General features: G+C 45.7%; 15 protein-coding genes. 8 read left to right on the plus strand and 7 right to left on the minus strand.

Annotation, left to right across the window (positions count from 1 at the left end):
• Positions 1–10 precede the first annotated feature (10 nt).
• Entirely contained in the window at positions 11–1,915 is a 1,905-nt protein-coding gene (locus tag IC230_RS30125; RefSeq protein ID WP_191042797.1) for a GEVED domain-containing protein, read from the minus strand.
• 540 nt (positions 1,916–2,455) lie between these two features.
• Positions 2,456–3,985, minus strand: a complete 1,530-nt coding sequence (locus IC230_RS30130; RefSeq protein ID WP_191042798.1) for a T9SS type A sorting domain-containing protein — start codon at positions 3,983–3,985, stop codon at positions 2,456–2,458.
• Between the two features lie 257 nt (positions 3,986–4,242).
• On the opposite strand from IC230_RS30130, the gene IC230_RS30135 reads away from it, so the two are divergent.
• Both IC230_RS30135 and IC230_RS30140 read left to right on the plus strand, forming a co-directional pair.
• Positions 4,243–4,560 carry a LytTR family DNA-binding domain-containing protein gene (locus IC230_RS30135; RefSeq protein ID WP_191042799.1) on the plus strand — a complete coding sequence of 106 codons (318 nt, stop codon included), beginning with the start codon at positions 4,243–4,245 and terminating at the stop codon, positions 4,558–4,560.
• 129 nt (positions 4,561–4,689) lie between these two features.
• Positions 4,690–5,049, plus strand: a complete 360-nt coding sequence (locus IC230_RS30140) for a hypothetical protein (RefSeq protein WP_191042800.1) — start codon at positions 4,690–4,692, stop codon at positions 5,047–5,049.
• A gap of 444 nt (positions 5,050–5,493) precedes the next feature.
• Here IC230_RS30140 and IC230_RS30145 read toward each other — a convergent pair whose 3' ends face one another.
• Both IC230_RS30145 and IC230_RS30150 read right to left on the minus strand, forming a co-directional pair.
• The gene (locus IC230_RS30145; protein WP_191042801.1) at positions 5,494–6,474 is read right to left on the minus strand and encodes a restriction endonuclease; all 981 of its coding nucleotides are present in this window, start codon (positions 6,472–6,474) and stop codon (positions 5,494–5,496) included.
• Between the two features lie 12 nt (positions 6,475–6,486).
• Entirely contained in the window at positions 6,487–7,095 is a 609-nt protein-coding gene (locus IC230_RS30150; RefSeq protein WP_191042802.1) for a hypothetical protein, read from the minus strand.
• Positions 7,096–7,470: 375 nt separating this feature from the next.
• Here IC230_RS30150 and IC230_RS30155 point away from each other — a divergent pair, with 375 nt between their 5' ends.
• Positions 7,471–8,460, plus strand: coding sequence for a DUF4062 domain-containing protein (locus IC230_RS30155; protein ID WP_191042803.1), 990 nt, complete (start codon positions 7,471–7,473; stop codon positions 8,458–8,460).
• Between the two features lie 211 nt (positions 8,461–8,671).
• Here the strand turns inward: IC230_RS30155 and IC230_RS30160 are convergent, their stop codons facing one another.
• Positions 8,672–8,890, minus strand: coding sequence for a hypothetical protein (locus IC230_RS30160; protein WP_191042804.1), 219 nt, complete (start codon positions 8,888–8,890; stop codon positions 8,672–8,674).
• Between the two features lie 851 nt (positions 8,891–9,741).
• Between IC230_RS30160 and IC230_RS30165 the strand changes: the two genes are divergently transcribed.
• Positions 9,742–11,424 (plus strand): tail fiber domain-containing protein, encoded by a 1,683-nt coding sequence (locus tag IC230_RS30165; protein ID WP_191042805.1) that lies wholly within the window; start codon positions 9,742–9,744, stop codon positions 11,422–11,424.
• A 9-nt stretch (positions 11,425–11,433) separates the two neighbouring features.
• Positions 11,434–12,291 (plus strand): hypothetical protein, encoded by an 858-nt coding sequence (locus tag IC230_RS30170; protein ID WP_191042806.1) that lies wholly within the window; start codon positions 11,434–11,436, stop codon positions 12,289–12,291.
• 89 nt (positions 12,292–12,380) lie between these two features.
• Here IC230_RS30170 and IC230_RS30175 read toward each other — a convergent pair whose 3' ends face one another.
• Both IC230_RS30175 and IC230_RS30180 read right to left on the minus strand, forming a co-directional pair.
• Positions 12,381–12,926, minus strand: a complete 546-nt coding sequence (locus IC230_RS30175; RefSeq protein ID WP_191042807.1) for a hypothetical protein — start codon at positions 12,924–12,926, stop codon at positions 12,381–12,383.
• Positions 12,927–12,989: 63 nt separating this feature from the next.
• A complete protein-coding gene (locus IC230_RS30180; protein ID WP_191042808.1) occupies positions 12,990–13,181 on the minus strand; it encodes a hypothetical protein in 192 nt (63 codons plus the stop codon).
• 998 nt (positions 13,182–14,179) lie between these two features.
• On the opposite strand from IC230_RS30180, the gene IC230_RS30185 reads away from it, so the two are divergent.
• From IC230_RS30185 to IC230_RS30195, 3 genes are all read left to right on the plus strand, one after another.
• Entirely contained in the window at positions 14,180–14,368 is a 189-nt protein-coding gene (locus IC230_RS30185; protein ID WP_191042809.1) for a hypothetical protein, read from the plus strand.
• A 383-nt stretch (positions 14,369–14,751) separates the two neighbouring features.
• Positions 14,752–16,692 carry a sialate O-acetylesterase gene (locus tag IC230_RS30190; RefSeq protein ID WP_191042810.1) on the plus strand — a complete coding sequence of 647 codons (1,941 nt, stop codon included), beginning with the start codon at positions 14,752–14,754 and terminating at the stop codon, positions 16,690–16,692.
• A 24-nt stretch (positions 16,693–16,716) separates the two neighbouring features.
• Complete coding sequence (locus IC230_RS30195; RefSeq protein WP_191042811.1) at positions 16,717–18,267, plus strand: glucuronyl esterase domain-containing protein; 1,551 nt, start codon at positions 16,717–16,719, stop codon at positions 18,265–18,267.
• Positions 18,268–18,343 lie beyond the last annotated feature (76 nt).

An 18,343-nucleotide genomic window follows, 5' to 3' on the forward strand; every position in this document is an offset into this window, starting at 1 on the left:
AGCACCATCCCTATTGCTTCACCCATCGCAGGCTACTAGACTTTCCATCCTGCGTCTTGACCTGAATCACATACACCCCGGCAGGCTGTCCTGTACTTACCCAACTCCAGCGATCAACAGCTTGGGTAAACTCATGCTGCTCAATCAGCGCTCCGGTTAAGGAGTGAATACCAACTGACTTTATACCCTTTTTATATTCCAATAGCATTGGTCCCGAACTAGGATTAGGTGATATTGTCAATGATTCCAGCGACTCATTACCGATCCGTACGGCAATGATTTGAGAATGGGTATACGTACCATCTAAATCGACTTGTTTAAGTCGGTAGTACCACAGACCCGAAGATGGGCCTTTGTCAACAAAACTGTAGCGCTGATTGGTACTGGAATTCCCCAAGGCTGCTACCCGCCCGACAGCCTCAAAGCTTATGGCATCGCTACTGCGCTCAATCAGAAAATGACTAGTCCCCTTTTCCCAGGAGGTGATCCAGGTAAGCTGATTACCCGCACCCTCTACCCATTTGCCATCATAAACAACAAATTCGACCGGTAGTGGGGCTGCCGGTGTTATTAAGTAATCCTCAACTTCACCTGAGTTAGCCGCCCCATACGGCTGAGCAACCTCGCTGGCAATAGTAGCAATCCGGAAACGGGCGAAGGTTTGCCCTACAACATAGCCCGATAGAACGGTCCAGCTAAGGATAGCTGATGTCGTCCCAGTTAGCACTATAACCTGTGCCCGTTCGTTATTGCTGAATGTTTCGTCATGATTGAAATCAATCCAGCCACTCAGGGTCGCATCCATTCCCGTGGTATTGGTAATGGCTATCGAAAGGCTATAAATGGTATTACTTTTACTTAGGGAAACAAAGGAGGTGAGTCCATCTTCGTCATCTATGCCGTTAACATCATCGCCAGTAGCAGTATAATCTAGTCCATTGGGGCCTGCTTGTCCACTTGCTTCAGCATCGATTAGACTCCCCAGCTTTAGGTTGTCGAGGATAGTATGGCGAGGCCCATTCGAATAATCCAATGCAACGCGGTAGGTGTTGGGCGCGTCCCCAAAGTCTATTTGAGATACAGTATCGCTGAAAGGTATAGTGACAACTGCCTGATTTTTACTTTCTACACCAGCCGCATCCACTGAACTATAGTTAAACCTCGTCGTAACGTTTCCGTCAGTGGGATCTACCGTTAGCTTTGAGGGATCGTAACTTAAAATAGTTTGCTTGTCTAGTATTGGAATGCCGTCGTAATAAAGTGTGCTGTAGCCAGGTCCGTAACCAAAATCACGATTAAAAGGATCTGTATAATGGTCAGGGTTATATAGATAAATGCGGACTCCATTGGCAGAAAGACCATCCTCTGGATCGGCACTCGTTAGTGTGGGTACTTGCACCCGCGATGTACCCAGGGGATTAGGCTGTCTGGCCACCGTAATATTACTTCCAATAGTCGGGTAGCGATCTACGCCAAAGTTAATGTCAGTTATGGGTTGATCCGCTACATTAATGGTAATGTACCCACCTGCCTCAAGCTCGCTACCAACCCCTGGCCCTATGTGCGCACCGGTTGTTTTAGCGTTTATTGGCTCGAAGGGCCCATAATACGGATAGCTTACAGGTAAGGAACTCTCTGTTATAAAAAGTCTGTAGGAAGTATTGGCAGATGCAGTAAAGCTAAACGTTCCATCAGAGGCTACCTGGGCTCTGACTGTAGCCATATTATAACGACCGTTATAGAAGAAAGTCCTTACCTCCAAAGGCAGTTGGTTTGACCAGGCATGGCCATTGACTATGTTGTCGGTCATGCCGTTAGCATCATTGAAAACTCTACCGGAGATCAAAACCGTCTGCGCTCGTGAGCTAAGGCTTATTAGTAACAGAATAAAAGGCAGAAGACGTTGATATTCCATAACTTAGCCAGGGTCAGAACAAGATAATAATAGAGAGGCAAAGTAAGGAAATTCCTCCTATTTCCCGGTTAGTATTCCTGACAATTTCCTCTGGAAAGCATTTTGTGTAATCACCCATACAACAGCGACTTAATGGAAGTCTACGGCATAGCGCCAGAGAACTCTCAGATAATCCAAATCAGCTTTGATATGCTTGAGCGTATATGCGCTGTAGAACCCCGTATTTCGGCCGAATACCTGCTTCGTGGTATGGAGACCCCTTGCGCAACTTAAGCGCCCCTACGGCCTAAATACGGTTCAGCAGCTACGCGAGTTTCAGGAGCAAATGAATACCTTTATTGAGACGAGAATCAAAGAATTGGAAAGCTAAACCGACTTTCTTATAGAGTGGGTATATGAAAACCCGGTGCTGATAGTGCCGGGTCTTTTTATGTAAAATCAGTAAGAGATATGTCCTTAGGAAACCAGTTGGTATCAGCGCACAACGCTCCACCCTACAGACAGGGAATTTGATGAGGGTGGCACGACGAAGAATCTACTCTATTGCTTAATCCAACGCAGGCTTGCAGACTTACTGTCCTGCGTTTTCGCTTCAATGATATACACTCCCGCAGGTTGACCACTTGCGGCCCAGCTCCACCGATCGACAGCCTGAGCGAACTCATGCTGCTCAATCAGTGTCCCGGTTACCGAATAGATTCGAACCGATTGTATTCCTTTTTTATACTCGATGAGCATCGGCCCTGAACTGGGATTGGGTGATAGAGTTAACGTTTCCAGTGGCTCGGTGCCGATGCGCACGGCAATGATTTGAGAGTGGGTATACGTACCGTCCAAATCCACTTGCCGAAGGCGGTAGTACCACAGGTTGGAAGCCAGATCCTTATCCACAAAGCTGTAGTGCTGATTGGCGTTCGTAGTGCCTAGGGCAGAAATCCGCCCGACGGCTTCAAAGCTTTTGGCATCGATACTGCGTTCAACAAGAAAATGGCTGGCCCCCTTCTCCCAAGAGGTTTCCCAGTCTAAGCTGACGCTGCTGTTTTGAGCCTTACCATCGAAATTAACCAGGGATACGGGTAAGGCAACAGGTGTATACAGCGTAGTCGCATATAGAATCAGTCCCTGATAGCCAACAGCGACTGGTTTACCAGTCGCGTAGATAATGTTACCAAAATAATAGTTCGTATTCGGCTGTGTTGACCAAACTGTAAAATCCAGCGTACTAACAATTCCCTTCTCATCATTGATGGCCAGCCATTGGCCCGCGCCGTAGGTTAGGGAACCAAAATTTCCAGGGGGGCGACGGTCAGAAACTACGTTTGTCCAGGTGATACCATCCGATGATTGAAGAAAGTAATTGTAGCCATACCGTCCCCGTACTTCGGCGAAGTATTTTCCTTCAACGAAGCTAACCCCAGTAATAAAGTCTCCAAAACCCAGGTATTTACGAGCGGTCCAAGTGACACCATCCGGGGACATTAGTACCGGTAGAAGAAATGACCGACTTGAATAAGTCGAACCAGCTATCCATTGCCCATTCCCATAACTGACCCAGATCTGCCCAGGAAAATTAGCGTTACTATACACTATACTCCAACTGATGCCATCCGCAGAGGACCAGAGCCTACCCTGGACATCGCCAGCTATCCACCGGCCATTGCCATAAGCGATGCTGCCAAAGCCCTGCGTAGCGGTGGAGGAGCGGGGAGTCCAACTGATACCATCAGGCGATGTTAGCACGGTTCCTCCACTACCAATTACCACCCACTGACCTTGTCCGTAGCTGCTGGCTATAAGAGTTTGAGTAACGCCTGATGTACGGGTCGTCCAGGTAATACCATCCGGAGAAGTTAGAATGGTGCCGACCTCGCCAACCGTTACAAATTGCCCTCCACCATAAGACACATGATTAAGGGTCTGATTCGTGCCAGAAACGGCAACCTGCCATTGGGATTGCTGGGCCAGGATGGGCTCAACAGCGCTCAGTCCTAGTAGCGTTAAACCCAGGACCCAGATGAAATGATGATAGCTAAGAGAAATAACGGATGATCGTATAGTTACTAATTTCATAAGCAGTAGAGTGGATTACATAAGACTAAAATTAAGAAGTCAATTTAAGCAAAAAGATACTTTCAAGAAGAAGTTATTAAGCGATCATATTTAGGCTTTAAAATCAATCTGGTATGAACAACTAAGCCCCGCCAATCACTTGAGCGGGGCTTGCTCATGTTTGCTCTGACGATTGGGAGTTGCCAACTAATCACACATAGCCATGACAAAATCCAGATGTGCTCATATAACGTAAGTTTAGGTTCATCAACGCAACTATGGATACGATTAATTTGCCTGGTTTTTCTAGACCTATCCTGCTGAATGATATTCTTTGGCTAAAAGGGGAGGCTACCTATACCCGGATTTATTACAAGGATGGCAGCTATGCCATGGTCACCAAGCCACTCAACTATTTTGATCAATACGTTGTGTTTATCCGGGTACACCGTTCGGCCATCGTTAATTCAATGTATGTACACGGAATAGTCAAAGATAATCCCCGCTCGATGAAGCTTCAGCTTTCAACGGGTGATCTAATAGGCGTATCGCGTGTTTATCATCAACTCATCAGTGATATGTTCTCCAGCAAATGATTGGCCTGGGGAGGCCAAGAGCCAGACGTGAGCAAAGTGGCATTAAAATGACATCATTTTTAAACATCTCTGCCGGCGCAAGCGGTTAGATACGGACTGGCTTGACTAACCCGCCAGTTTCCTAACGCTATGAAAAAAGTCATCATCATGGGAGCATTGCTACTGAGCGTAGCCGCTTTCAGCGCTCAGGCGCAAACACCTAACCCCGGTACGAGTGGGACTGGAAACGGAACCAATGGCTCCTCAACGCTGAGCGGGTCAACCCAGTCCAGTGCGAGTGGATCAAACTCGGACCGAATGAAAAGCTCGGGCAGTAAGGGCTCTAAAATGAATTCGGGCTCGATGGACAAAAGCTCGACCAACACAGACAACAGTTCAACATCCAGCCAGTCGGGCACAATGCCTTCCGACAAGACCAGCGGTCGCAAAATGAAGAGTGGTAGTGGCAGCTCAGGCAGCAGTTCATCGAGCGGCACCTCGAAGCCCTAGAAGCTGCGCTAAATGTACTGTTTGTTAAAAAGTCGGCCTCATAGGTGAGCCGACTTTTTTGTTTAAAAGCTATCCTATCACGAATCAGAACCATTACGCCTTTCTCGGTTCAAACTCCTTGAGTAGATCGCTCATGAGTTTGCTGTTGACCTCTGGCTACTTCATACTAAAATTAGTCAGTGCTGACATGGACGTGCTTTACCCGGCACTCGCGCCGAGCATGCAGGTAACGCCTGGATCGAATTTTAGCGAGCACGACTGGCTTAGACGCTAGGGCTCCTAGTTGAGCTTGCGGAGCAGACTCTATAACATTACCTTGAGTTTTTTTTCGGTCACATGCCGCGGCTAGGCGTCCCGGGTTGAGCTTGTCCAAAAGAGATTATTTTTACTGGACATGCTAATGACAAAGATTTGGCATGAGAGACTGTAATAAAATATTGGGCGTCAAGCGTTCCTAACTTGCCTTTCATCTAATTTATGGATCTGACCACTTGGGTCAACCACAAAGTAGCTGGTTTGGCCGTTCACGATATTCTTTATGATCTCAACCCTGAATTCACCAGTTTGGCCTTCTAGCACCTGTGCAGTTGGCTCTCCCTCTTGTGAATAATAAGAACGGGCTGTAATTTGTTCGAATGGAGCTATTCGGTAAATAAAATCAAAAACGACCTCTACTTTTTCTATTTGCACTAGGTAAGACTCCAATTGGGCTACATACGGCACCTCAGGAATAACATGTATTGGTATTGGAATAGTTACTGTTTTTTCGTCACCACTTATAGTCAATTTCCTAAAATCCTCGCCTGCAAATTTTAACAGCCCTTGAGCGAACCCCTCTTGCCTACTCATTGAGGAAATAAGGTCATACAACTTTACCGACTCTACACCTGGGCTTTGTAAGATTAGATCCGTGCTTAAGTTAGCCAACTCAGTTGATAGGTATCCAATAACCCCTCCACCATAAGTATGGAAGCGAATAGCTCCTATTTGATTCTTTTCAGGATAGGCAGTATAACTCCGCTCCCAACGAACCCAGCTTTTCAATAAATCGGCCGAAAACTCCTGAAGGTGATATAATTCAATATCATGTTGTTGAGCAGTACTGACAGCCCCTGATTGATAGCCATTGACTGCTACAAATATCTTTCTCGCTATACCCTTAACATCCGTACACCTAACGATAAAATCTCTGACCTCTTTTACTGGAACAGCCCCTTCATAATCCTTGCATTCAATGGCAATCATTACCGGGTACCCGGCCATTTGGCATCTAATGATTACATCAAACTGAGATAAATCACCGTTTATATTCCTGAGTTTTATATCATGCTCAACCTCAGCCAAAGAATTATCTTTCAGGGCTTCGTATATACGCGAGACAAGTTTTTCCAGCGCTTTACCATCCGGGGATATCCTATTAGGCATATAAGACAGCAGTTAGGCGTGTTGATCCATGAATCTTGAACAAATAAGCGGAGCCAAGCTAAATAGAGTCATTTCGAAGTGGTAAACTTCACTATCGGCAAAATGTCGTTTTAAGTGGTGAAGGACTTCCAGATAAAGTCTATACGTATTGTCCTTTTCGATTTCAGTCCAACCATGATCACCTACTAACTTCTTCCGTGGGTATTGATTGGTAAAGGCCTGAATCAATTTGTTTCGACTGGGGACATAAGGAAAATATACAGGCTTTTGTGTATCCGCAATCAGTTGAACGGCATTCAAGCAAGCGGCCACGCGCGCATCATAAATAGCATATTGGGTACAGCTCACCGCCGTAAGTATTTTAGAGTAGCTGGCTAGCCCTTGCAAAGGCCATGTACTATTCTCAGACAACACCCGGCTTAAGTGCGACTCCAAAGTTAAACTGCGGTTCGCTCGTACTCCACCCCAGTCAGCAACAATCCATTTTGCCAGTTCTGTCCTCTGGTCGGCATTGCTACCCACCCAGCTAGCCGTAAGATGATGTTTCAGGGCAACACATTCGTCGAAGCTCCCGGATTGTTCGTGCCACTGAAAGGTAGGCAAACCAGCTTTTGCTTTCATACCAACGGGCCAGTTGTACGTTTTGCTCAGGTTGGGGAGGTGCTTAGTAAAGAATGGTACAAAGGTCTCGGCAATGTTCTCAGTGCTGCTCATGATGCGATAATTAGGCTCGGGATAGTTGCTATTTTAGGAACTTTGCCAAGTTACCAACCACGGCATTATGGGACAGCCGAATTGATTTAACGGCAGGTAAAAAGAATGTTCTGTACTCCATAAAACTTACCTGCTTTTACGTCAAATGTGAAAGTACTATGATGTGAAAGTAAAGGGCGAGATATAGGATTAATGAGGGTTACATGCCTTAGAGTTGCTGATTTTTTTGTGAGTAATATTAATGAGGGGTAAGCTTACTTATTAAAAGTTAACTTGTTTCTTATGGCTATTCCATATCGTGTTTTTTTATCGTCTACTTTCAAAGACTTAGCTGATCACAGGACTACGGTTCAAGCTGCTATTCGACAACTCGGTATAACTGATGTTTCAATGGAAAACTTTGGCGCTAGAAACGAGTACCCGGCACAGGAGTGCATCGACATTATCAAAAATAAAAGCGAAATTTTTGTGGGTATCTATGCATTCAGATATGGGTTTTGCCCCGATGGTTCAGCCAAATCCATATTGGAAATGGAGTACGAAGCTGCCTCTGAGGCTAATCTTCCACGCTTTATCTACATCATAGACGATAATCAACCATGGCCGCCATTGCACACTGATCAAGGTGAAAATGCGCAAAAGCTTCGGGCGTTTAAAGATATTTTACTTAAGCGGCATATCTGTGCATGGTTTACAAACCAAGATCAACTTGCCACCAAAGTTGTAGCAGATTTGGGGCGCTACATAGCAACAAAAGACATTACTTATATTGACCCTTACAATCTACCATCTGCAGGTACTTCCCTGGCACCTGATAACGTTGGTGATTGGGGGCAAAAGCCGAGTCGCTTGAGAGGCTGGTTTTATTCGTTCAGTAAATATTCTAGAAAAAAGTTAAGGGAGTATGCCAAAGCATATCTCCAGACTTCTGTAGGTCAAGACCCACAAAAATGGAATCAACTTCTAGATTCCACAATGGAAGAAAAAAGAAAGATCTTTCTAACTCACTCCTTGCAACCTTCCTCAGTACTTGGACAGCGATTCGACGTTTTTATCTATTTGATCAAACATCAATCCGAAGATCTATCTGAAGTACTTTTTGCGGAGTTTTTTATGGGTCCTTATTGGCAGAATCACATCTTCAAATCAACTGCACACAATGGTTTCATCGGCATTAAAACAGCGGCATATGGAACTTTTCTGTGTATCTGCCGTGTAACTTTCCGCGATGGAAGCATAATCTATCTTAATCGATACATAGACTTTCAATAGCCTATAACCATTTCCCCTGATCAAGGAGCTATAGTCGGTTTGGGGACGTGAGTTTTCAAAATAAATAAGGCCCCCTGCAATGGAGGCTTCACAACGGTTGGCCCGGTCAAAAAAAATACAAGTGGTAAACGCCTAAAAAAATATGTATTACTGAGCCGATTATAAGAGTACTATGATATAAGAGTAACGGGTTATTTTAGCCCTACCCAGCCTACTTTTTAGCCAGTCGATTTCTCTGCTGCAAACTCGCCTGCCGCTCCCCGTACGCCCTGAGAATCGGCGCCCGCTCTTTCCTGGTGAGTCGGGTATAAAACCAACTCAAAGAACCGACCGCCGTGACCGCCTGCTCCAGATCCTGACCGCTATGAACCCGAACCAACACCTGATCGATGAGGTCCTGATTCGGGTTCTGTGCTTTGCTACTACCCATAGCTGGTTTACACAAACATACTATATTAACCATAACTGACCAAAAATAACGAAAGCAAAATAACCTTATTTTGCTGTATTTCAATGATTTATAATACTAACGCAAACTATCCAATATATACATCCTTATCTTCCCAAGCTGCAGGCCGTGGGTTCGAGACCCATTTCCCGCTCGAAGTTAAATTTTTCATTTACAGCCGGTTAACTGAATAGTTGATCGGCTTTTTGTTTAAAATTTTCACTTTGGGTACATCATAGGGTACAATATTTGTACAACTGATATAACCCTTTTGTGAGCTGCTTAGAGTGGTATATAGTAGGGCGAGGATTAGCTGTACGATTAGAAAAATTATTTTTTCCGCGAATAATCAATTCTAGGGCTGTAGATATAACTCTGTTTTCTAGCTGGTAATGTAATAGTAAAACCCTATATAGACTTTACCACCTTACCGCCCAGAAATTGATTGAAAAAAGTATTTGTTTGAGCTGTCACTTTCTTCACTTTCACCACTCGCTATGTAAGCTATCGGTTTATATGTGTACGATTTTGGCACATACTCCTTTTCCAGCCTTTGAGCGAACGGCCAACTAAGGATTGTATCTATCAAAGAGAATCGATTGACCCGCTAGCTTACCTTCAGGCAGAGACAAAGTGCAATATTAACTTACATGACTACGCTTGTGCAATGCTTACTATGTATTTACCATTCAATAAATAATTATTATTAACTTTTAATTTATTATATTAACTATAAATAAACCAATATTTAAATATTTCTTTAAAACATTCATTAATAGATATTGATTATAGCATACATTCATTGATTTATTCCTATGTAAACGTTTACTGTTATGAAAATAATGATTGTGTATGGACAAAAGTTTACTGTCTCCACCTGTTTTATTGTAGCCGCACTCAACGTACACGCTCAAATGACTATTGGCCCAAGCGCTAGCCCCACCAATGGTTCAGCGTCACTGGAGATTAAAGCAGGGCCTTATTCATCGGGTAGTTCCTACCGAGGGTTACTACCCCCAACGGTAACAACCACCCAGCGTGGCCAAATTCAAAACCCGGCTACTGGCCTACTCGTGTTTAATACTAGCACCCAGCAGATTGAAGTTAACACGGGTACACCCACTGGGCCTGTCTGGACACCGGGTGGAGTGGCTAGTACAAGTGGTAACGGAGCCTGGAGTATAACGGGTAATGCAGGCACAGGAAACACTAGTTTTCTGGGTACGACGGACAACGTGCCGCTTCGGTTCAGAGTAAATAATCAAAACGCTGGTCGTATTGATGCCACTCTTTATAATCTTGGCTTGGGCTATCTGGCGTTTAACCCTACTGCAACAGGTCAGGCTAATACAGCTATAGGAACCTACTCATTATATTATCTTACCAGTGGTAACTATAATACCGCTTCAGGCTTTCAGGCTTTACATAATACCACTACGGGTGCGGGTAATACCGCTTCAGGAGCTGCGGCCTTGGTATCTAACTCCACTGGCTCTGGCAATTCTGCTGTGGGCAACGTAGCATTACAAAGTAACACCAGTGGTAATAATAATGCCGCTCTGGGAATTAACGCTATGCAAAAAAACTCCACCGGGAACTATAACACAGCTGTAGGAGCGAGCGCTCTACAAAATAATACCACTGCTGATGCCAACACGGCCATCGGTCACAATGCTTTAGCTGTAAATACAACTGGATACGTTAACGTAGCTGTCGGCGAAGATGCTTTGAGTAGCAACATCGATGGACATGATAATGTAAGCGTAGGAAACACGTCCCTAGCTGACAATACACAGGGGCTTGGCAATGTGGCTGCTGGCAATGTTGCGCTACGTTCCAACACAACGGGTCAATATAATTCGGCTTTAGGGACCCAAGCCTTGTATTATAATACTACGGGCAACTTTAATACAGCATTGGGCTGTAATGCCGGACCGCTACAAGCAAACTCCAATCTGACTAATTCGACAGCCATCGGAGCTAATGCTAGGGTGAATGCCAATAACCAGATTGTGCTGGGAGATAATAATATCACCTCTTTACGCTGTAATGTACAGACTATTTCTTCCCTTTCAGATAAACGTATTAAAGAAGACATCAAAGCCAATGTACCAGGTCTGCGCTTTATCACAAAACTGACGCCGGTTACTTACTACATCAACAAGACGAAAGAGGCTAAACTGGTAGGTTATGCGTTGGAAAGTATCCACGAAGATAAAACGCTTCATAGTGGGTTCCTGGCTCAGGATGTCGAGGCAGCTGCGCAAGCAGTCGGCTATAATTTTGAAGGGGTTCGGCAAGAGGAGGGCGGCAAATATTATACACTGGGCTATACGCTGTTTGTCATGCCTTTAGTACAAGCCGTGAAAGAACTGAATGCCGAAGTTAACCAGCTTAAAGTGGAACTGGCTGCTGCCAAACAGATCGAGAAAGCCACGCAAGCCCGGCTTGACAAAATAGAAGCCCTGCTTCAGAACCCAGCCCCCCACGCTGCTATGTCTTTCAGCACTAAATAATACGGACTCATGAACGGTTATCTAACTGCTCTCGCCCTGCTACTTTCACTACCAGCAGTTGCTCAACTTTGGGTCGGTAGCGCGGGCATACGTATTGAGCCAGGGGCTACCTTAACGATCGATGGTCTCTCGCTTACTCCGTCGACTAGCCTAACTATTGCCAACAATAGTATTCAGAAAACGACTACGCCCGTTGCTGGAAGTCCTAGTATCAATCGGCTTTATCAGCTAGATTCACCCTTACTATTTACGGGAAGTGTTGGGATTAATTATCTAACTTCCGAGCTAAATGGCTATGCTGAGCCTATTTTACAAATAGCTCACGCACCCGCAGCGAATACGGCACTTACAGTCACCACCAGCAGCACAGTTAATACGGCTGCACATTACGTATCGAATTCGGTGACTAACCAGAACCTGTTTGTTATCACTGCCACGACTCTTTCCGACCTAACTCTGCTGCTTTATGCCCGTCCAACTACTATAAGCAGTATGAGCGAGTTGAATCTGGTGATCGATGTTGTGGAAATTAATTCAGTCGCTACGAATGGATTATTTACCGTTAGGGTCACCAAAGATGCCAAGTTGAATCTGAATTTCCCCCCCAATGCTACCCAGGTAGGTGGCCGCCCGGTGCAGAATAGCGCCTGGAGCTTTAGTAACACAGATCCGAACTACTATATACTGAGCACTTCGCAGAGTGTACCAGCGGGTGACAGACTCTCTTTCGGTCTAACAGGTATGCTAAGTCCAGGTGCTACAAATGGTGTGATATCGATCAGTACGATCTTATTACCCACAAATATTAAGGAGGCTAAGCTAACTAACAACAGTGACTCGGATAAAGTCGAATATTTTCAGCAGTGAGTAGTTGCTGGAATTGTATGAGCCCGTGATGCCATTTTGATTCGTAAACAAGAGGACGTCTTGCGCCGACACGAAGCCTGTAGTGAGTGTTACCATGGCCCCGTCAGGTTGGGGCTGTCAGCGTCACTTACCGTCAAGGTTCTGGTAATAACAGCAGCCGGACTACCCTCATTATAATTCAGGCTGGCGCTTTCGATGTTAGCCAGTACGGGGGCCGCCGTCGTAGCTTGAGTCCCGAACACGCGGATGTTATCGAAAGCCAGTTCTTCCGTACCGCCATTCTGGTCAACTTCCACTTGCACGCCCATCGTCGTACCAGAGTCATTCATATTAAAGGTGAAATCCTGGAAGTAGTTGTCAACAAAAGGCGACTGTGGCTCATCAGAGGAAGCGCCATTGAGGTTAGTATCCTGTCGCAACCGACCACCCACGCCCACGCCAGCATTATCTCCCACGAACTGGCCAATCGTCACCCAGTTGCCGCCACTCACGCGGACTTTAATCCGCACGAAGTCGTTATTTTCCCAGTTGTTAGTCCCCTGGCCTATTGTCGCACCACTACTGAGCCCGCGCGGGTCAGCCAGCAGTACCTTGACCTGGATGTTGCTTTTGCTGACAATGTTGATGTCACTCAACTACACGTACCTGGGAGCGCGATCGGGCGCATTGCCGACCTGTCCTCTCACGCCTTCGCCCGCTCAAAACCAACTCCCGTCGGCACCAGCAGCAGCAAAAGTGGTATTGAACCCCGTAACCGGCTGCTGCGCCCGCAAAAAATACTGGGCGGTAAGGGTTGGACGGCCGTCAAAAGTGTTCGAGGTGTAGCGGGTCCCCTCACCATCAGTTTCGAAGGATTCCTGCTTAAGAATCGTCTGAGCGTGGTGCTCCAAGATATAATGAAAAAGAAGAGTAAGTAAAGTTGATGTTTCATTAGTTTGGTAAAAAGAGGGTAAATGATGATTATGAATCGAACAGAGCAGCCCAGCTATTCATCTGGTCCTTAAAACTATCATTAAATATACCTAAAATATCATAGGTGCAGCAGAATAAGTAATCTAAGAATCAAAAGAAGTATATCAGTGACAATACGCATGACTAATACATGTTCGAAAAGTTCAGCCACTTTTTTATAGTCGTTTTCAATCCGAATAAAAATCGTCTAGCGGCTCAAGATGCCAGGTACTTACATGCCTTGTAAATATTACGTCTCGTCAAGACGCGGAACCGATTGGATTCGGGCAGTGACCTTTTACGAGTTTACCCGGCAACTGACGACTTATAGCGTCAAGCAGATTGTATATTTACCACAACGTATCCCCTGGTAGCCAGTGTCCTTTCGAAGAGCTGGAGAGTCTAATGCGCGTCATGAAGCAAGCTGTGGAAAGCATGTTGCAGAAACTCAATGTCGTTGAGCTTGTCACTCCTGATGAATCCAAGTACCAGAAGATGATCGCTCCTACTTAGCGGTTGAACCGATTGAATCAACGGGTTCAGATCATGTATTTTTCAATGACGCTCCCATTTTCGCAGTCGCCTGATTTTTAGTCTTCTTTAGAAAGTAGGACAGCATACATTTTACAGATAAACAGGCTCATTGCGTAGTCCCAACGCACAATTAAGAATACTTATTCCCGGACTCAATTGCGAAATCATTACCAAGGCATTCTGGAAGTATATTTAGCTCAGTTAGCGAAACTGAGTTAACTCAATTCATAATCGTGTAAGTAAGTTTACATTCTAATTCGCCAGTATCGCTTTTGCCAGCTTATATTCTGGAAAGCCTCCCTCGTCAATTTCCGTTACGTATAGCCTTAGTACGAGCGAGCGAAAAACAGTAGTTACAGAGTATACATATCTTCTAAAAAAGGTAGAGGCCATAAACAATCTATTGCCAGATAGCTCAAAAGATGCGTACTTCCAGTTGGTCTCGCATCCGATCAAAGCCTGTGCCAGCCTAAGTACGATGTCTTACTACGTAACACTGAATAAGCAGGTGTATGATAATAAACTGAAAGAGTTATATACCGACGAGTCACTGCTTATGGTGGAAGACCATCAACTGAATAACGGTAAGTGAAATCACTTGATGAGCCAGCCCCACATCGGCTATTACCTGTTGGCAACAGCCTAATCGAGAGGATATAGCAGCCGTGCAGCATACACCGTTCGACTCAACGGTAGTGGACATAGTCTTCAGTGTGCCATGATAGTGGATGGTGAAAGTTCACCATTCATCAGCCTTAACAAAAAAGACAAAGTCATCTGGAATAAATGGGTATCGAAGACTATTACTATCAAATCGACTATCCGTAAAATCATTAATTTCTGAAAGCACACCGTAAAATTCTGGATAGTGATCACAGCATTATTTTGGAAAAACTGATGCTGGATTTCAGCGATTTTGAGCAAAGTTACCTTAGTCAGAAAGAAGCATTAAAACGAATTCCAAAAAACAAGCAAATGTTATTCCGATTTACCTCTGCCGTTGGCCTGTGCCTCGCCAGTCTATTTCTAGCAACAGGCGTATATGCCCAACTACGTCTGCCCAAATTAATCAGCGATGGTATGGTGCTGCAACGGGACGTCACGCTCAAGGTTTGGGGATGGGCAACCCCTGGTGAACGAATCACCGTGCGTTTTAATAATAAGACCCATAAAACCGTAACCGAGACTAATGGACAATGGCAGGTAAAGTTGCCTCCTGTGGCATCGGGAGGGCCGTTTACGATGGAAATTGCGGGTAAGTCACGACTGGAACTAAAAAATATTCTAATTGGTGATGTGTGGTTTTGCAGCGGACAAAGCAACATGGTTCACCAGTTGAATATTCACGACGTAACGTATGCCAATGAAATTCGGGAGGCTAACTATCCGCAGATACGGCAGTTTTTAGTACCTACCCTAACAAATCTGCAAGTCCCTCAAGACGATCTTCCCAATGGGCAATGGAAAGCAGCCGTGGGCGAAGACGTTCGACTTTTTTCGGCAGTAGCGTATTTCTTTGCCAAAAAACTTTATGATCTCAATAAGATACCCATTGGAATCATCAACGCCAGTGTAGGCGGGACACCTATTGAAGCCTGGATGAGTGAAGAAGGACTTAAAGATTTTTCTGCCCTGAAAACGACAATAGAAAAAAATAAAGATACTACGTACATCAATAGTCTTACACGAAGACAATATACAACAACCCAACCAACCGCATCCGTCGATTTAGGGCTGACAGGGAGCACAAAATGGTATGACGTTTCGTACATTCCCAAAGGCTGGCGTCCGATTAATGTTCCGGGCTATTGGGAAGACCAGGGCATAAAGGATTTAAACGGTGTTGTGTGGTACCGAAAAGAAATCGATATACCCGCTTCGATGACAGGAAAGCCTGCCAGAATTTTTCTGGGACGTATCGTCGATGCCGATGAGCTTTATATTAATGGCAAACCGGTTGGAAAGACCTCCTACATGTATCCTCAACGTCGATACAGCGTTGCAGCTGACGTATTGAAAGCAGGCAAAAACGTTTTTGTGATACGAGTCGTTAACAACGCCGGTAAAGGAGGCTTTGTGCCCGACAAGCCGTACTGTATTTTCGCCGGAACCGATACGATTGATCTGAAAGGAACCTGGCACTATAAGGTGGGTACGGTTTACCGACCATTTGCGGGTGGCAGCTTGGTCAGTGGTCTCAATGCCCAGAATCAGCCAACGGCGCTATACAATGCGATGGTAGCCCCGGAAAGTAGTTATGCGATAAAAGGGTTTTGCTGGTACCAGGGTGAAAGCAATGCGGGCAAGCCACAGGAATACGTAACGCTATTACCCGCGTTGATCAATGACTGGCGAAGGCGCTGGAAACTGGGACCATTACCGTTTCTGTATGTCCAGCTCCCGGGTTTTATGGATTACAATTATCAACCGTCAGAAAGCAACTGGGCCATACTACGGGAAGCGCAATTTCAGGCTCTTTCGGTTCCGAATACGGCTATGGCTGTGGCGATTGACCTGGGCGAGTGGAATGATATTCACCCCGACAATAAGAAAGACGTGGGCGAACGGCTGGCTCTGGCCGCTATGAAAACGGCTTATAGGGAAAATCTCGTTTCTTCAGGCCCACTCTATCAATCAGTTGCGGTTGAAGGAAACAAGATCGTAGTTAGTTTTACGAATATCGGCGGGGGATTGCTAACTAATGATGGGGAGGAACTCAGTGAATTTGCCATTGCCGGTTCTGATAAAAAGTTTGTCTGGGCTAAAGCCAAAATCGAAAGCAACAAAGTAATCTTGTGGAGTGAGGAAGTGCCCAATCCTCAGTACGTGCGCTACGCCTGGGCTGATAATCCAGTTAATCCAAATTTGTACAATAAAGAGGGCCTGCCAGCCTCTCCTTTCCGAACGGACCAATAAACGGTTTCTCAAACCCTAAGGATCATGCAAAAATACTTGACGTTTGTGCTGGCTATAGCCCTGTATCACGAGGGCGTAGCCCAACAGGCTGTCATCGACAGTAGTAAGTACTCTCCACTCAAAACATTTTCGGCTATTCAGGATCAGGCGAATATGATGCAGCAGTTGGGGATCAGAAAGTTAAGGCCCGGTCCCAGTCCTAATGAGTCAGATTCTAACCATGCCAATTACGACGAAGCCCAGGCGGATCCCTGCCCGCAACTACCTGATATTCTCACAACCCGAAACGGAAAAAAAGTGACTACGTCCGATCAGTGGTGGAAAGTACGTCGCCCCGAGTTGGTCGAGGATTTTGAACGGGAAATGTATGGTCGAATTCCTAAGAATGTACCGAAAGTAACCTGGATCACAAAAGTTACGGACGACGAATTCGTAGGCCGGATTCCGGTGGTGGCTAAACAACTGATTGGTCAGGTTGATAACAGCGAGTACCCGTTGATCAGTGTGAATATCAACATGGTGTTAGTCCTGCCGCAGAACGTAAAAGGCCCGGTGCCGGTCCTCATGATGTTTGGCTTCCTACCCCCAACGTTACCAGCCCCTGCTCAGCCTTCGCTCGCCGACATGGAAAAAATCAATACGTCATTCAAGGAGTTGATGATCAGGCAAAATCCGGAGCTGAAGGCCGTTTTTGATCGATATCCAGCTTATGCTCCTATAACAAGACTGCCTGGCCCTAACTTCTTTGCACCATCTCCCACCGGCGATTCACCGCCAACTGAGCAACTATTAGCGGCTGGCTGGGGCTATTGCACCCTAGAGACAAGCACTATTCAGGCCGACAACGGGGCTGGCCTGACACGGGGGATTATTGGGTTAGTAAACAAAGGCCAGTCTCGTAAACCCGATGATTGGGGTGCCCTGCGAGCCTGGGCCTGGGGAGCATCCCGCGCGTTGGATTATCTGGAAACGGAACCACAGGTAAACGCGAAACAGGTTGGCATTGAAGGTGTTTCTCGATACGGAAAAGCAGCATTGGTTACTATGGCCTTTGATCAGCGTTTTGGTCTGGGGCTGATCGGTTCATCAGGAAAAGGAGGAGTTACGTTGCAGCGTCGGGTGTTCGGAGAAGCTGTTGAAAGTATTGCCAACAGTGGCGGTTATCATTGGATGGCCGGTAATTATCTGAAATACGCAACTGAGGAGTCATCATTTGGTCGTAAAACGGGTTGCGATTTATCGGTTGACTCGCATGAACTACTGGCCCTTTGTGCTCCACGTCCTACCTTCGTCAGCTACGGTATACCCGAAAAAGGAGACGCTAAATGGCTCGACCAAACCGGGAGCTATAAGGCCACGGTAGCCGCCGGATCAGCTTTTAAGTTACTTGGGGTCAGAGATTTAGGTGTAAGTAACGAATACACTACTGAAAAAATGCCTCCTGTACTGACTGGCCTGCTGGATGGTGAACTGGCCTGGCGTCAACATAATGGCGGCCATACAGATGCACCTAATTTTTACTATTTTATTCCCTGGGCCAGTAAGTTGCTGAAGTATGAACGAACGGCCAAGTAATAGTCGGTCAATTTCAGCCTGGCTCATTGATAGATTACTACCCGTTGAATTCAATAGTTTACGCTTACACTACCCT

Origin of the sequence: Spirosoma validum, from assembly GCF_014699035.1 — a bacterium.
In the GTDB taxonomy this organism is placed as follows: domain Bacteria; phylum Bacteroidota; class Bacteroidia; order Cytophagales; family Spirosomataceae; genus Spirosoma; species Spirosoma validum.

What these genes read in the sequence shown, in the direction of transcription:
- IC230_RS30125 (WP_191042797.1), bottom strand. Translation starts at nt 1,915, where the DNA reads ATGGAATATCAACGTCTTCTGCCTTTTATTCTGTTACTAATAAGCCTT.
- IC230_RS30130 (WP_191042798.1), bottom strand. Translation starts at nt 3,985, where the DNA reads ATGAAATTAGTAACTATACGATCATCCGTTATTTCTCTTAGCTATCAT.
- IC230_RS30135 (WP_191042799.1), top strand. Translation starts at nt 4,243, where the DNA reads ATGGATACGATTAATTTGCCTGGTTTTTCTAGACCTATCCTGCTGAAT.
- IC230_RS30140 (WP_191042800.1), top strand. Translation starts at nt 4,690, where the DNA reads ATGAAAAAAGTCATCATCATGGGAGCATTGCTACTGAGCGTAGCCGCT.
- IC230_RS30145 (WP_191042801.1), bottom strand. Translation starts at nt 6,474, where the DNA reads ATGCCTAATAGGATATCCCCGGATGGTAAAGCGCTGGAAAAACTTGTC.
- IC230_RS30150 (WP_191042802.1), bottom strand. Translation starts at nt 7,095, where the DNA reads ATGAAAGCAAAAGCTGGTTTGCCTACCTTTCAGTGGCACGAACAATCC.
- IC230_RS30155 (WP_191042803.1), top strand. Translation starts at nt 7,471, where the DNA reads ATGGCTATTCCATATCGTGTTTTTTTATCGTCTACTTTCAAAGACTTA.
- IC230_RS30160 (WP_191042804.1), bottom strand. Translation starts at nt 8,890, where the DNA reads ATGGGTAGTAGCAAAGCACAGAACCCGAATCAGGACCTCATCGATCAG.
- IC230_RS30165 (WP_191042805.1), top strand. Translation starts at nt 9,742, where the DNA reads ATGAAAATAATGATTGTGTATGGACAAAAGTTTACTGTCTCCACCTGT.
- IC230_RS30170 (WP_191042806.1), top strand. Translation starts at nt 11,434, where the DNA reads ATGAACGGTTATCTAACTGCTCTCGCCCTGCTACTTTCACTACCAGCA.
- IC230_RS30190 (WP_191042810.1), top strand. Translation starts at nt 14,752, where the DNA reads ATGTTATTCCGATTTACCTCTGCCGTTGGCCTGTGCCTCGCCAGTCTA.
- IC230_RS30195 (WP_191042811.1), top strand. Translation starts at nt 16,717, where the DNA reads ATGCAAAAATACTTGACGTTTGTGCTGGCTATAGCCCTGTATCACGAG.